Annotated in this window: 8 protein-coding genes; 7 read left to right on the forward strand and 1 reads right to left on the reverse strand. The window is 45.9% G+C overall.

Features of this window, described 5'->3' with window-relative positions; all coding sequences use genetic code 11:
• Positions 1 to 31 precede the first annotated feature (31 nt).
• Positions 32 to 382, reverse strand: a complete 351-nt coding sequence (rtxH, locus tag BM100_RS01645; protein ID WP_169924722.1) for a protein RtxH — start codon at positions 380 to 382, stop codon at positions 32 to 34.
• Positions 383 to 911: 529 nt separating this feature from the next.
• On the opposite strand from rtxH, the gene BM100_RS01650 reads away from it, so the two are divergent.
• The 7 genes from BM100_RS01650 to BM100_RS01680 all read left to right on the forward strand — a co-directional run bounded on the left by BM100_RS01650 (position 912) and on the right by BM100_RS01680 (position 15,891).
• Positions 912 to 3,020 carry a peptidase domain-containing ABC transporter gene (locus tag BM100_RS01650; RefSeq protein WP_092507299.1) on the forward strand — a complete coding sequence of 703 codons (2,109 nt, stop codon included), beginning with the start codon at positions 912 to 914 and terminating at the stop codon, positions 3,018 to 3,020.
• A gap of 37 nt (positions 3,021 to 3,057) precedes the next feature.
• A complete protein-coding gene (locus BM100_RS01655; protein WP_420855322.1) occupies positions 3,058 to 4,392 on the forward strand; it encodes an HlyD family type I secretion periplasmic adaptor subunit in 1,335 nt (444 codons plus the stop codon).
• 2 nt (positions 4,393 to 4,394) lie between these two features.
• Entirely contained in the window at positions 4,395 to 6,533 is a 2,139-nt protein-coding gene (locus BM100_RS01660) for a type I secretion system permease/ATPase (RefSeq protein ID WP_092507300.1), read from the forward strand.
• Between the two features lie 120 nt (positions 6,534 to 6,653).
• On the forward strand, positions 6,654 to 7,637 hold the full coding sequence (locus BM100_RS01665; protein WP_092507301.1) for a GlxA family transcriptional regulator: 984 nt from the start codon (positions 6,654 to 6,656) through the stop codon (positions 7,635 to 7,637).
• Between the two features lie 147 nt (positions 7,638 to 7,784).
• Positions 7,785 to 8,429 (forward strand): tyrosine-type DNA invertase, encoded by a 645-nt coding sequence (locus BM100_RS01670; protein ID WP_092507332.1) that lies wholly within the window; start codon positions 7,785 to 7,787, stop codon positions 8,427 to 8,429.
• A gap of 371 nt (positions 8,430 to 8,800) precedes the next feature.
• Positions 8,801 to 14,584, forward strand: a complete 5,784-nt coding sequence (locus tag BM100_RS01675; protein ID WP_092507302.1) for an inverse autotransporter beta domain-containing protein — start codon at positions 8,801 to 8,803, stop codon at positions 14,582 to 14,584.
• A gap of 620 nt (positions 14,585 to 15,204) precedes the next feature.
• The gene (locus BM100_RS01680) at positions 15,205 to 15,891 is read left to right on the forward strand and encodes a tyrosine-type DNA invertase (protein WP_092507303.1); all 687 of its coding nucleotides are present in this window, start codon (positions 15,205 to 15,207) and stop codon (positions 15,889 to 15,891) included.
• Positions 15,892 to 16,362 lie beyond the last annotated feature (471 nt).

A 16,362-nucleotide genomic window follows, 5' to 3' on the forward strand; every position in this document is an offset into this window, starting at 1 on the left:
GTTAGCAACTACCTGAAAAATTTCGCGGTTATTATTTGGATTTTTCAGCGCCGCGTGTTGCTCGTTTTTTGGGTTCAGCCGCTTGTGCTTCTGCATCCACGCCATTTTCATTGATTTCTGGCGCGGGCAAAAAACCAGCCGCAATCAGTTTATTCAGCTCGGCTTCCATTCTTGGATCTTCAAGCATGCTTTTCACCATAGAAACCATATACATAAAACCAGAAGCAGGCATATGGACGACTTGCTTTAATTGTAAATCCTGATCGTTTTCTGCTAATACACCATTCGCCATCTTATTGGGATCTTGACCAACGAAATAGAGTGAGAAAACGCCCTTATTATAATTAACGCTTGAAATGGTTTGAACGAACTTTTCAGACATATTACGATCCATTTAATTATCCATTAAATAATTGTTAGATTAATGTTGATGTTGTATTAAATTAAAATGATTAAATCATTAATGGCCCCTGTATTTATTACAGTTCCATTTATGATTTAACCATATGGCCAGACAGGCTTGAATTAAGCAAACTGAGCCAAATGTAAAATGGCAAGTAAAATATACCTGAGTAAATTAGGTGAATTATCGGCTAGTTTGAGCAAAAAATATATCCATTCAGGTGATAAAATCAATATATAAATGGAAAAATGTCTGTTTAGGCGCTACATTTTGTCCTAATTACCAACCTTCATATACTCACCGATAACAGATAATATACGCGTCGTACTTCAAGGTGCATGTATTATCATCCCGCGACGCGGGATGATAATACGTTGCTTCCTGAAACTTGGAGTTAATAGGGCATATATCGTATTGGATTTAATGCGCTTAATTTAAAAACACCATAATATTTCTAAGGATATTTTCTTAATCAGGGTTTTATTTTGGTAAAAATAGATTTAATTTAATGAACAAAATAGAAAAGGCAGTAATATCATTAATAAAACTAATAATAATGATATCTAATAAAGATCGTTCCTCTAGCATCAATGAAATCTTAAGCGATAGTAATGATTATAATTCTGCTTTAGGCAGGTTAAAAAAAGAATGCAATATTAAAATAAAAAATAAACACTCTATAAATAAGAAGTTAGAAGCCATATCCTTGCCTGCAATTTTATTTACTAATGATGGGAAACCTTTCATTTTGGCAAAATATGATGAACAGCGGGTATTAATTCAGAATCCTGACCAAGAAACGCCTGAAATATTGGATAAAGCGGAATTTATTAATTCATGGAGTGGGCGATGGATAAAAATAAAACAAAAGAGCAGCCAGTTTAATATTCGCTGGTTCATTCCTGAGTTTGTCAGACAGAAGAAAAACCTCACAGAAATTCTGCTGTTCTCGTTTGTATTGCAGATATTGGCCCTGATTTCGCCTCTGGTGGTGCAAGTTGTCATGGATAAGGTTCTTGTCCATCAGGCATTTTCAACACTGGATGTGTTAATTTTTGGTTTGGTCACCGCCGGGCTGATTGAAGTACTCTTGCGAGGCCTGCGTGAATACCAATATGCCCACACAGCCAACCGGATTGATATAAAACTGGGATTGAAGCTGGTTCAGCATCTGTTCGGCCTGCCGTTGCTGTTTTTCAAATCCCGTCAGGTGGGGGCGATAGTAACGCGGGTACGAGAACTGGAAACTGTGCGTGAATTTTTAACCGGTTCCATGTTCACTTTATGCATCGACGTGTTGTTCATGTTTGTTTTCATTTATGTCATGAGCCAGTTATCCGGTGCATTGACCCTGATCTTCCTGCTTTCCATACCCGCCTATGCCTTGCTTGCTTGGTGGGTCACACCAAAAATTGAACGGGCAGTGGAAAAACAATTTACCCATGCGGCGCTGAATACCTCTTTTCTGACAGAAACCGTTTCAGGTGCCGAAACATTGAAAAGTCTCGCAGCGGAACCCCGTTTTATTCGCCGCTGGGACAGCCAGACTGAAAAAATGGTCAGCACCAGTTACACTGTGCAGCAATGGGATAATCGTTCCAGCCATCTGGTGATGCTATTGCAGAAAGTCACCAGCGCCGTGATTATCTGGCTGGGCGCTTCTGAGGTTCTTTCCCTCCACATGACCATCGGCCAGTTGATTGCTTTCAATATGATGGTAAGCCATACCCAACAGCCTCTGGCTAAACTGGTACAGCTTTGGGGGCAATTTATCCGTTCACGTATCGCCATCGATAAACTGGGGGATATGTTGAACCTGCCTACAGAGCAGCAATCAGGCAATGCACACGTGGCATTGCAGGGCACGGTTTCATTTACCGATGTCGTCTTTCGCTATCAGCCTGATTTGCCTCCCGCCATCAATCATTTCACGCTGAATATTCGGTCAGGTGAGACCGTCGGCATTGTCGGTACGTCCGGTTCAGGGAAAAGCACTCTTGCCCGTTTATTGCTGCGACTTTATACCCCAGAACATGGAACAATCATGCTGGATGGCATTCCTTTGCAACAATTTGACATTGAATCCATCAGGCAGCAGATAGGCATCGTGTTGCAGGAAAATTTCCTGTTCAACAAGACCGTGCATGAAAACTTATCCCAGTCATGCCCTGACGCGCCATTATCCGCCGTGATTGAAGCGGCAAAACTGGCTGGCGCCCACGATTTTATTCTAAAACTGCCGATGGGATATGACACGGTTATCGCAGAAGGGGGTCAGTCTTTGTCTGGAGGTCAACGCCAGCGCTTGGCGATTGCCAGAACCTTGTTGTCCGATCCCAGAATTTTGATCCTTGATGAAGCCACCAGTGCACTGGATGACGAATCACAGGCCATTATTCAATCCAATATGGCAAGTATTGCCCAAGGCAGAACCGTTATCACCATTGCACACCGGTTATCCACCATACGCCAATGTGACCGAATCATCGTGTTGCACCAAGGCCAAATTATTGAACAAGGCAGCCATGACCAGCTTCTCCAACAGGGAAAACACTATCGGAAACTCTGGCAGCTGCAACAGGAACTAAAACAAGAACAGGGACCTTTCCATGCTTAAGAATGTTTTTATGCTTAAGGCGATTTTGCGTAAAGGGATGAAACGGCTGCGTACCCGCACTCCCTCTCCCGATTATGATTTTTTACCCATGCACTTGGCGTTATCACAGCGCCCGCCGTCACCGTTTGCCCGCTATACCGCCATTACCCTGAGCTTAGGCGTTCTGGTCGCCCTGCTTTGGGCCTGTCTGGGAAAATTGGACGTCCAAGCCACCGCAACCGGACGCTTGATTGCCGATGGCCGCTCCCAGATTATTCAGGCTTACGAACAAAGCCGCATTGTTGCCATTCATGTCGGCAATGGGCAGCATATTGAAAAAGGAACGCCGCTGCTGACACTCCATACGCTGGGCGTCAATCAGGATATTGCCCGCTTGCTGGAACAACGTGACTATCTGACGGAAGAGGAGATCCGTTATCAGGCGCTGCTCGAAAAACACGATCCCAGCACTCTGCCACTTTTCCAACAGCAACCCGAAGCCAAACGAAACAAGATCCTGACGCATTACTATCATGAAAAGCAGGATTTCGACTCAATCATCACAAATATCTACGCGGAGATGGAGGTTAATCTCTCTTCCCAAAAGGCCAAGAATAACGATATTCGCTCACTGATCAATCTGCGGGAAAATATCAATAAGCGTTTGCAGGCACGCAAGACACTGAGCCAAAAACAGGTCATCAGTAAAGTCGAATATCTGGAGCAAGAAAAAGAGCTGCTGGAAACTGAAAGGCTGGTCAACCAACAAAAATCTGAGCTGGGGATCTTGCTGACCCAATACAACAGCCTGGAAGAGCGCTTAAAAGGCCTGAAAGTACAAAAAGAACGGGAATGGTTTGAGAAAAGAAAACAGGCAAATATGCAATTGGCGGTGCTGAAACAGGAAATTTCCAAAGTTCAGGAGCGGGAAGAGCTGGAAATTGTGCGCTCCCCGGTTACCGGCACCATTCAACAGTTGAGTGTGCATACCCTTGGTGCGGTTTTACAGCCCGCACAAAATTTAATGGTGATTGTGCCGGATAATCAGGTACAGCTGGCTGAAATTCAGATCCTGAACAAAGATGTTGGGTTTGTTCGCCCCGGTCAGCAGGTCACAGTCAAAGTTGATGCGTTCCCCTACACCCGCTATGGCACGATTGAAGGGACATTACTCAGTATTTCACGGGACTCCACCACCGATGAACGCTTGGGTTTGGTGTTTCCGGCTCAAATCAGCCTCAAGCAAAACAATATCATGGTCGATGGGAAACCCGTTGAAATTACGGCTGGCATGTCCATCGTCGCAGAAATCAAGACCGACCAGCGGCGGGTCATTGATTATCTACTCAGCCCGATTCAGGAATACCAATCTGAAGCCTTGAGGGAAAAATAACCATGACTGACCATTTTTCCTTTGCCAATGAAGCGGACTCTGCATCTCCCAATTTTGCCTTGGAGTGCATTGTCCATGTCGGTAAACAATTCCATAAAGGGGCTTCTGTCGAGCAGCTTCATCATGCACTGGGGCTGGATTCACTGACCCTGACCGACCCGCAATTGCGTGAAGCTGCCGATACCATCTCACTGCACAGTAAATTTGTCCATCTGGCACCTGATGCAGCGGCTGGCTTACCCTTGCCGGCGTTGATTGAATTGAAGCAACGCTGGTGGGTTCTGTCAGAAATCCATTCAGATGGGTTTACCCTGTTCGATCCGATCAGCGGCAAGCATGAGGTGCATCGCCCAATTGAACAAGGTAAAGCAAGCAAGTACAAAATCCTGCTGGTGGCGGATAAATTACTGACCGAAAAACAGGTTAAATTCGGTCTGAGTTGGTTTTATCCGTCCATCTTCAGGCAAAAAAATCAGTTACGGGATATTTTCCTGTTTGCCATTGTGTTGCAACTCTTCGCTCTGGCCGCCCCCCTGTTATTCGAAAATGTCATTGATAAGGTACTGGTCGGGCGGAGTATCTCCAGCTTGCATGTCCTCGGAATGGCCATGCTGGCTCTCGCATTGGCGGAGCCGCTGTATGGATTCTTGCGCAACACCGTGTTCGGACACATGGCCAGCCAAATAAATTCCGAACTCTCCGGCAGGCTTTATCGCCATTTAGTCGGGCTGCCCCTGCCCTATTTCAAGCAGCGCCAGACAGGGCAAATTATTGCCCGAGTGCGGGAAATGGCGCACATCCGCCAGTTTTTGACGGGTTCTACCCTCATGCTGCTGCTTGACCTGATTTTCATTATTCTGTTTCTGGGGGTGATGTTTCACTATTCCACCCTGTTAACCGGAATTGTGCTCAGTTCACTGGTACTCTATTTCTTGCTATGGATTACTGTCGGGCCAATCATTCGGCGCAAAGTAGAAAAAGAGTATGAAGCAGATGCCAATGCCACCAGCTTTCTGACCGAAGCAGTCTCCGGCATCGAAACTATCAAAACGACAGCAACGGAAAAACGATTTTTGCATCAGTGGCAAAAGGTATTGAGCCAGCAATTGCTTTGTCGTTTTGCGGCCCAGAAAAGCGGGTTATTCGCCGGTCAGGGGATCGCGTTTATTCAAAAATTCGTTGCTGCTTTGCTTTTGTGGTGGGGTGTCAGGGAAGTTTTGAGTGGCGATCTCTCCCCCGGTGAACTGATTGCTTTCAATATGCTGGCAGGACACGTGACTCAACCTATCCTGCGGCTGGCTCAAGTCTGGCAAGATTTTCAGCACACCCTCATCGCCTTGCGGCGGGTTGGCGATATTCTTGATGAACCAATGGAACACAGCCAGCAAGGATTGGTATCCGCGCCTGAACTTGCCGGCCAGATTGAGTTCAGAAACATCCGTTTCCGCTATCACGCTGATACACCGGAAGTCTTGGTCAATCTGTCAATGGCGATTAAAGACGGTGAATTTATCGGTATCACCGGGCCGTCAGGTTCGGGCAAAAGTACACTGACCCGATTGCTGCAACGCCTGTATGTACCGCAACATGGCCAGGTATTGGTTGACGGCATGGATTTGGCGATTGCCTCTCCGGTATCACTGCGGCGTAACATGAGTGTTGTTCTGCAAGAAAGCATTCTGTTTTCCGGCAGCATTGCCGACAACATTCGTTTATGCAAACCCAATGCCAGCGATGAAGAAGTGTATCGGGCAGCAGCACTGGCCGGCGCCACTGATTTCATCAACGCGTTTCCCCACAAATTCGCCCATCCGGTTGGTGAAAAAGGCAATAACCTTTCCGGCGGGCAGCGGCAACGTATCGCATTGGCAAGGGCACTGCTGAATGATCCCAAAATCTTAATCCTTGATGAAGCCACCTCCGCACTGGATTATGAATCTGAAGCCGCCATCATGGGCAATATGGATGAAATATGCCGTAACCGAACGGTCATCAGTATAGCTCATCGGCTGAATACCATTCGCCATGCTGATAAGATTTTCGTGCTGGATCAGGGAAAAATCGTTGAATCGGATACACACGATGCCCTTGTGCAACAAAATGGTTTGTATGCCCAACTGTGGCAACAGCAAACTCAGTGATTGTTGATTATCGCGATAGAAAATTCGTTGAAGACAGGGAACTTGTTTAGATTTAAAATTAATTTCGCAATGAAACTAAAATAACATGACAACATGTTCTTAAGGAAGAGAATAATAACGATGAAACAAATCTCTATTACAGCTTTAGTTTTTTCTCGCACATCAGTGACATCGGTCGCCATGCCGATTGAAATTCTCACCATCGCCGCCAATGCCATTGGCGGCACTGCACCTCATGTCAATGTTATCTTTCCCACCAATCCACAAATGATGGGCAGTGCAAATGACCTGTTTGTGGATGCTGACGCCGCTGTCCGCAATACCCTGCCCTATTCCCTTCATCATGGGAGGCAACCGGATATTATCCTGATTGGTTCATTGGGATTTCCTGAATGGGGATCGCAGTATTGCTCACAAGAAATGATTGAGTGGCTTAAGGTAATGGATGAAAAAAATGTTCCCATTGTTTCCATCTGCTCGGGAACATTTTTGCTTGCCAAAGCCGGTTTATTGCAGGCAGGAGCAACCATTCACCCTCATTTTTCCGCTGAGTTCCAGCAACTATTTCCCCATATTCCACTTTATTGCGACAAAAAAGTTATCAACGATAACCACCGTTTTTGCATCTCCAACGCCTATGGCGGCGGAAGTTGCATGCTGAATGTCGTTGAATTGATTTACGGGCAATATGCCAGAGAGCAATGTGCAAAATTCTTGTTAGGCGAAAATGACAGTAAAAACCCGTCAGATCTCGTCAACTTTACCCCTTATCGCCAACATGGCGATCTTTTGATCCACAAATTGCAAGATTGGATGCATGCTTCTCCCTCCGAAATTTTATCCGTTGCCGACTTAGCCAATAAAATTCATCTCTGTGAACGCCAGATGAAACGCCGCTTTAAAATCGCAACCGGAAAAACCCCTATCCAATACATCCAGCAAATCCGCATGTCACAAGCGAAACACTGGCTGGAAAAATCACAGAAAACCATTGAAGAAATCAGCCACGAAGTAGGCTACGAGGACACACGTTATTTCAGAGAATTGTTTAAACGCTGCAATGGACTGACCCCAAAAGAGTACCGTCAAAAGTATCATTTTTAATTTTTTTTCATCCTTGATTTTGCACTCTGTAAATTATCAGCAACACTAATAGGTAACGGATTTTATTATCTTATTTCAGTGCCTGCCAAAATCCATTGCTATGCTCATGATATGGCAGGCTTTTCACTGCTTACAGAGGTTAATGCCATGTTAAAGCGCAAGTATCTGACCCAGCCCGAGATCGAGGTGTTACTTCGAGAATTGGGTAAACAAGCTCACGCAGAGAGAAATATCTGCATGATTTTTATGGGTTTTATTCATGGATTTCGTGTATCTGAACTGCTGAACCTGAAACTGTCTGATGTGGACTTGGTTAGCCGTAGCCTGCGTGTCCAGCGGCTGAAAAATGGCTTTTCCACTGTTCATCCGATGGTGCAGCGTGAGATTCAGCTTATTCGTCACTGGCTGGTAGAACGTCAAAATTACTTAACAAAAAGACGGAAGACCTCCCCTTCTTCGGAAGCAGAAACAGATTGGTTATTTATCTCCCGAAATGGACAACGTATATCACGACAGCAAATGTATAAGATCATCCGACAAACCAGTTTGAAGGCAAAATTGTCGATTTGCGCGAATCCGCACATGTTGAGACATGCTTGTGGTTATGCACTGGCAGACAATGGCGTCGACACCCGCCTGATTCAGGACTATTTAGGCCACCGAAATATCCGCCATACAGTCCGCTATACCGCGAGTAATGCGGGTCGGTTCGAGACTGTTTGGACACCAAATAGAAAACGCTCACAGTTAACAATTAGTACCAAAGTGTTAACTCAGGATGATTTGTCTTAATTTGGAGGGATTTTGGTGTGATTGATTATCATTGGTTGATAATGCGAGTTATTTCTTCTTTCGAAGGCGAAAGTCAGTCGTATTTTGGTAAAAGTAAAGAAAAATAATGGGAAATAGTATTTTTTTATACTATTGGTGATTCATAAATAACGTGCGTTATTTTATGTTTACCTATCAATTGACTAGAGTGAATTTTTGACGAGAAGAAAAGAGTGGAGGAAGTTTGAAAATAGGTTTTTTAGGTAAGTTGACAGTTTGGTACTAATTGTTAACTAAATCACGGATGGCAAAAACTACTCTGGGACGAGTCAATATCACCAGTATTGAGTGATATCTGGTGGGATTTATGTTGATTCTGAAGGTTGATAAATATGTTAAAAGAACAAGACAGGCAGTGGACAAAAAAACAGCGCCACAACCTTAAATGGGTGGCATGGGTGAATATCTTTGCTCAAGTCGCCTTTCCCGTCGCGGCGGCGTTTACCCCTGGTGTGGCAAGCGCCAAAAGTGAGCACCTAGTTCGGGAAGCCCAGCCACATGCCGGGCAAACCCGTCCTTACCAATTGGCTGCCGGTGAAAGCGTCAAAACGGTGGCAAAGCGTCATGGCTTGACTGTCACAGGGTTAAAAAGGCTCAACCAACAGCGGACATTCCATAAACCGTTTGCGAAACTGGGTGCCGGCGATGAGATTGATGTACCGCATTCCATGTCTGACCAGTTATTGGCCAACAGCCTGAAAGGCGCATCCGATTATTCCTCTACAGGAACGCCCGCGACAGAAACGCCAGCCACAGAAAACCGTACTGAGCGCTGGCTGGCGAGCACCGCCTCCCAAGCGGCAAGCATGCTGAAAAGCGGCAACATGGTAGATACTGCCAAGAACCAATTGCGCGGCATGGCGGTCAATGAAGCGAATCAAGCCGTACAAAACTGGTTGCAACGGTACGGCAATGTCAAAATTCAGGCCAATGTGGATGACCGTGGACGACTGGACGGCAGCCAGTTCGATATGTTGCTGCCGCTGTACGATACCGCAAAACATTTGACGTTTACCCAGTTTGGCCTGCGTCACATTGACAGCCGCACCACCGCAAACGTCGGGTTGGGTCAACGCCATTTCTTTGATAATGGCATGATTGGTTATAACGCCTTCCTCGACCATGATATTACCCGCGACCACACCCGTTTTGGGCTTGGGGCGGAATACGCCCGTGACTTTATGAAATTCGCGGCCAACGGCTATTTCCGCGCCAGTGGCTGGAAAGACGGCAAGAAACTGACCGAGTATGAAGAGCGCCCAGCCAATGGTTTTGACCTTCGGGCTGAAGGTTATGTACCGACTTACCCGCAATTGGGCGGTAAGCTGATGTATGAGCAATATTTCGGCGACGAAGTCGGATTGCTGAGTGAAAAACAGCGGCAGAAAAACCCGGCCGCCTTTACCCTTGGTGTGAACTATACGCCTATCCCGCTGGTAACACTGGGACTTGACCGCCGCCAGAGCGCTTCCGGTGGCGGAGAAACCCTGTTTAATCTCGGCCTGAATTATGAGATCGGCACACCGTGGTCAAAACAGATTGATCCCGATGCGGTGGCCTTCAGGCGCACCCTACAAGGCGGGCGCTATGATTTAGTCGATCGTAATAACCAGATTGTGCTGGAATACCGCAAGAAAAACCTGATCCGCCTGATGATGGAAAGCCGAATCAGCGGGCGCGGCGGTGCCGTAATCCCCTTGAATGTCACTGTAAGCTCAAAAAACAGCCTAAAAGAGATTATTTGGGACACCACCAATCTGGTCGCCGGTGGCGGTAAACTGGAAGCCGCAGGCAGCCAATCCACCCGCAATGAAAACGGCGAGTTGTTCAAAAGTGCTGCGCTTTCGTCTGTCAGCGGCAACACCCATTACCTGCTGACCTTGCCGCCCTATCGGGATAAAGGCAACAACACCTACAGCCTGTCCGGTGTGGCCTATGACTCTCAGGGCAATGCTTCTGAGCGAATGGAAGCCCAAATTTTGGTCACGGCATCGGCTGTCAATCCGGCAGGTTCCGGTTTTGAACCCGCCAACAAATCCATGGTTGCCGATGGCAAAACTCAGACTGTTATCCGCCTGAAACTGACAGACAAGGACGGCAAGCCCGTCAGCGGAGCCGCAGGCAGCATTTCTCTGACAGATGATAAATCTAAACTGACCGGTGACGGCAAAGATCCGATATTGGGTACGGAAATTAAGGAAGTGCCAGAAGGCAGCGGCATTTATGAAGTTACGGCTATCGCCGGTACCAAACATGGCAAGTGGATCATCAATCCCAAAGTCGACGGGCATGAATTGCCATCAACCGTGATCGATTTTGGGGATTCATTGGCCAACATGGTGGATACGGACAAAACCAAATTCGAGCCGGACAATGGCAACCTGAACAAGGAAAATGAAGAGACTGATATCGTCCTGAAACTTATCGACAAAGAGGGTAAACCAATTACCGGTGCCGTCGACAAAATCAAGCTGACGGAAGACAGAAATGATCTGTACGGCCAAGATCCGGGTCCAACTGTCACCAACATCAAGGAAGACCCGGTCGGCAGCGGAATTTACAAGGCCAAAGTCGTTGCCGGCAAGAAAAAAGGCACCCTGAAAGTCACCCCAGAGGTGGATGGCAAAGAGCTGAAACCCACCCATGTCACCTTTGGTCAGTCTCTGGCAGAGATTGTGGATGCCGACAAATCAGCCTTCAGGCCAGCGACAAACATTCTGACGGCTGACAATGAAGACAGTACCACCATGACGCTGGAGCTGAAAGACGATAAAGGCAACCCGATCCCGAATGCCAAAGGCAGCATTTCGTTTGAGGATAACGGCGACCAATTGACCGGAACCGGAAAAAACAAACCGACCATCGACAAAGACAACATCGTGGAAAACCCTCAAGGGACATATACGGTGAAAATCAAGGCGGGGGGTAAAACCGGCAAATGGGAAATTATCACCAAAATAGATGGCAAGCCGTTGAAAAACAAAACTGAAATCAACTTCGCCACCAATAAGGCGGACTTGATTGATCCGAGTAAATCCACGTTTACCACCAAAAAAGGTGGCCCGCTCAATCCGGGGGAAACCATGGAAATTGAGGTGGATTTGAATGATGAGCATGGTAACCCCATCAGCGGTGTAGAAAAAGATATCAAGCTGTCGCCGGATAACAGTGAACTGTATGGTAATGGAGAAATGCCAAGTCACAGTGAATTCAAAGAAACCCCACAAGGCAGTGGTAAATATATCGCGACGGTCACCGCCGGGGATAAAAAAGGCAAATGGACATTAACGCCGGAAGTGCTTGGTAAAAAGGTAGGACAACCGGCGACCATTACGTTCGGAAAATCACTGGCAGAGGCATTATCTGATAGCAGCCCTGCGGTTGACCCTGCTGATGGCAACAAAGCCCTGCCGGCCGATGGAAATACCAAGAAAATCCTGAAGATCACATTGACGGATAGTGACAACAAGCCCATCTCTGGCGCCAAAGACAGTATCAAAGTAACCGGTGATGACTCCAAACTGACGGGAGATGGCAATAACCCGCATATTGGGGATGTGACCGAAGTCGGCGATGGAGTGTATGAAGTCGTGATCACGGCTGGTACCAAAACCGGTAACTGGGCAGTGACCACAACCGTTGACGGCAAGAAGAATCCAAAACCGACTGAGTTGGAGTTTGATAAGCTGACTGCCCCATCCATCAACCAATTGACTGTCACCGGTAAGATGGCTCCGGGAGAAACATTAAGCGCGAAGTATGACTTTGAAGCCAATGGCGGCAACAATGATGACCATTCGTTCTTTGCTTGGGGTAAAGAAAACACCACGGCAGATAAAGTAAAAGCACTGGCTAAAGCTGCAAATATCAAGGAAGGGGAACCACTCCGTCTTTCGGACGCTCAACAAGAGGGATTAATGCGGTTTGGTAATGTGTCTGACAAAGGTAAAGTGCCCGACTACATCATTCCGCCCGATGCAGTAAACACAATACTGGAGCTGTCGGTATTGCCTGCCAATAAGGTGAATATTGGGAGCAGTACCACCCACACCATCATATTGCGTAAAGGGGAAAAGGGTAACCAAACGACTGGAGGGAATAATCAGGGAGGTGTGCCTGATCCCAATGCCAAACCAAGCATTGACAAGATTGTCCTGACTGGCGAGTTGGAACTCAAAAAAACGCTGACAGCGGCTTATGGCTTCAACGATAACGGTGGGGATGCGATAGATAAGTCCTTGTATGTCTGGCATAACAAGGAGGAGACACCCAACCCCAATGATTTTAAACCGGTAGAAGACACCACCTCACATATTCTGAAGAAAGAGCTGGGGCATCCAGATGCAGGGAAAACCATCGCCATTACCATCAAGCCTATTAATGGGCAGCAAAAAGAAGGTGAGGTCAAAACCGTGGATATCAGTATGACAGATACCGATATCAACAAAACAGTATCCAAAGGCGGAAAACCGGGCACTATCCTTGATCCGGACGCGAAACCATCCATTGATAAGCTAACATTGACAGGCCGCCTGTATTTTAATGAAGTCTTGGAGGCCAATTATATTTTTAATGCCAACAATGGGAATTATACCGATAAATCCAAGTATACCTGGACACGTTTTAAAAAGGACGATTTAAACACGGGTAACCGAGAAACTGTAGCTGATCCGGATGCGACAGGCACAGTGAATGAAAAAGGTATCCTTAGTGGCAAAATTCCGTCGTATAAATTGAGCCCAGATGACAGCGGTTACCTGTTGGAACTGGCGATCCTGCCGAAAAATGGAGGCGGTGTGGAAGCGGTTAATAAAGTGGTAACAAATACGAGCCAGCACGATATGCTTACCGGAGGACTCCATGGAGAAGTTATTGATCCTGATTTGGGTGGCGAAATTATAGATTTAGCCATCCGCGGTCAGTTAGAAATGGGGCAACAACTGACAGGAACTTATACCTTTGTCCCACGTGATGTAGGGGACAGTGATGAATCGGTGTTCCTGTGGGGCTTCAAATATCCGGATTCAACTGATCCCAGTGCTCCACAATCACCGGAAAAACTTATCAATACTTTCCTGGATGATACTAAGCAGCATATTAATCCCGCCAACTCCGGGACCGTGCCGGAAACCTATCCCCTGACTCAAAAAGACAGTGGTATGGTCATCCAGTTAGCTATGGTACCTCGCGGTCCCCGTAAGGCATTAAATAATAAAATAAGGCTTGGGGCTGTTACCGCAACAGATACTAACCTGCAAAAAATAAAGAAACATGTCACCGGTGGTAATCAGGATGGCAGCATCAAAGGCATTGCGGATACCGTCAATGTAGACCTCAATACGGATAATGGTGCTCAAAAAACCACCGATGGTTTTAAAATTCAGAAAGGGAAAACCATGACATTGACTATTGTGACCCAAAACCAAGGTAAGTCCGTTGGTAAAATCCCCATCGAAATCAAACTGGGTAAAGCAACAGGGCGAATGAATAAGGATCCCATAGAGCCTACTGCGCAACTGAAGATTAATGGTGAAACTTATGCCAAGGATCAAACCTATACAGGTATCACTGATCAGGATGGCAAGCTAGTTATCGAAGTCACTGATAACGAAAGCATAGGATTAAAGACACCGTTAATTATCACCGCAAATGATAAGCCTAACGTTCTTCCGCCAAACTCTCAGGATGTTATTTTCACCGTAATTACCAGTCCGGATTCACCTCTGGCTAATTATTGGGGACATATGACAGATGAAGTTACTGCCGGGAATATAACGTTCAAAAGGTTAGCGTTATTTCAAGAGCTTAAGGCAGCCGGTGAAGTTAATATCGATGAAACCCCAAAAGCAGCGGGAGAAACCTATGCGATGGGTTCTTGGCCTAATATACAAGTGCAGTGTACTAACGGAATTGCAGATATAACAGCAACAAAAGCTCTATGGGAGCAAGAAGGGGATATGGAAAAGAAACATGGTTGGCCCGCTTATCTGTATACAACGAGTACTGTAAAACAAGTAAACGGTTACGACATGATTGCTAGAATCAATTTATCAACGGGTGAAGAAAAGGATTATGCTATTACAGGCGTCCAAAATGTTGTCAGTTGTAATAAATGAAAAATTTGAGACTGCATTTTATTGTTAAATAATATTAATGCAATATTATCTGCTCAATTCTATCATTTATATAAAAGTTAAAAAAGCCGCCTCTTGTTTTTACCAACAAGGGGCGGTTTTTCATCCTCTGCACTATATCCAGTGTCAAAAACTCCCACTATTTTACTCCCCCTGTTTTATCCTCTACTCCACCTTTTTCAGAATGTATACCCTATTAACTCCAAGTTTCAGGAAGCAACGTATCATCATCCCGCGTCGCGGGATGATGATACATGCACCTTGCAATACGACGCGTATAATTGGGTTTCTGATTTAGTGACTTCTCACCGCCCTATCGGGCGAGGGTTTACGGCGAACTTGCTAAATTCATGGCTGAACCATAGATAAAACTAACTGATTAAAACAAAGTGCTGGATAAAAAACAGCATCCTGTCATTAATCTGAGGCGGCTACTTAGTTAGCGCTTTATTTTCCTGCCCTTCCCTGCCAAGTTTGCACTCTATAAATAATCAGCAACACTGATAACTGATGGATTTCATTATCCTGCCTCCATGCCTGCCCTTATTCCCGGCCATATTGATGATAAAGCAGGCCTTTAACCACTTACAGAGGTAAAAACCATGCTAAAACGTAAATACCTGACCCAATCGGAAATCGAAGTCCTGTTGCGGGAGCTGGGCAAGCAAGCAAATGCAGAGCGGAATATCTGCATGATATTTATGGGGTTTATTCACGGTTTCCGCGTATCTGAACTGCTGAACCTGAAACTGTCGGATGTGGATTTAAATAGCCGCAGCCTGCGTGTCCAGCGCCTGAAAAATGGGTTTTCCACCATTCATCCGATGGTGCAGCGAGAAATCCAGTTGCTTCGTCACTGGCTGGTGGAGCGGCAGCGTTATTTATCCAAGGCACCACCGCATAAGCAAACGGGTGACAATACCGAGTGGCTGTTTCTCTCCCGACACGGACAACGCATGTCACGCCAACAAATGTATAAAATCATCAGGCAAACCAGTTTAAAGGCAAAATTGTCGATATGCGCGAATCCGCACATGCTGAGGCACGCTTGTGGTTATGCACTGGCAGACAATGGCGTCGATACCCGCTTGATTCAGGACTATTTAGGCCACCGAAATATTCGCCATACTGTCCGCTACACCGCGAGTAATGCGGGTCGGTTCGAGACGGTTTGGACACCAAATAGAAAACGCTCACAGTTAACAATTAGTACCCAACTGTTAACCAACTTAAAACAACTCACTGCAAACTTGTTTTATTATTTTTTTCCCTTACCAAATTTAATCTAGTCCATTGATTTATATCTGTAAAACTTGACTTATATTTTCCCTCCTCAATATTCCCCACGTCGATTAATTTCCCCTTGATTTTTCTAATTATTTTTTCGAAATTCCCAATGTTCGGTTTCGAAAGTGAAATTTACTTAATTAATCGATTCATGTTGGTCGTTTTGTCCACTTTAGATTCCTTTATCAGTCAGATCATCCTCAGTTAACAGTTGGGTACTAACTGTTAACTACAAACAAGGAGAGCAGCACACTCCGGGATGAGTCAATGGCGCCAAAATTCCATGAATTTTGGCGAAAATAATGTTGATTCTGAAGGTAGATAAACATGCTAAAGAAACACGATAGGCAGTGGAAAGAAAAGCAGATTAACCACCTCAAATGGGTGGCATGGGCGAATATTTTTGCCCAAGTGGCCTTTCCCGTTGCAGCGGCGTTTACCCCTGCGGTGGCAACCGCCAAAAGTGAGCACCA

The organism is Xenorhabdus mauleonii, from assembly GCF_900113945.1.
In the GTDB taxonomy this organism is placed as follows: Bacteria; Pseudomonadota; Gammaproteobacteria; order Enterobacterales; family Enterobacteriaceae; genus Xenorhabdus; species Xenorhabdus mauleonii.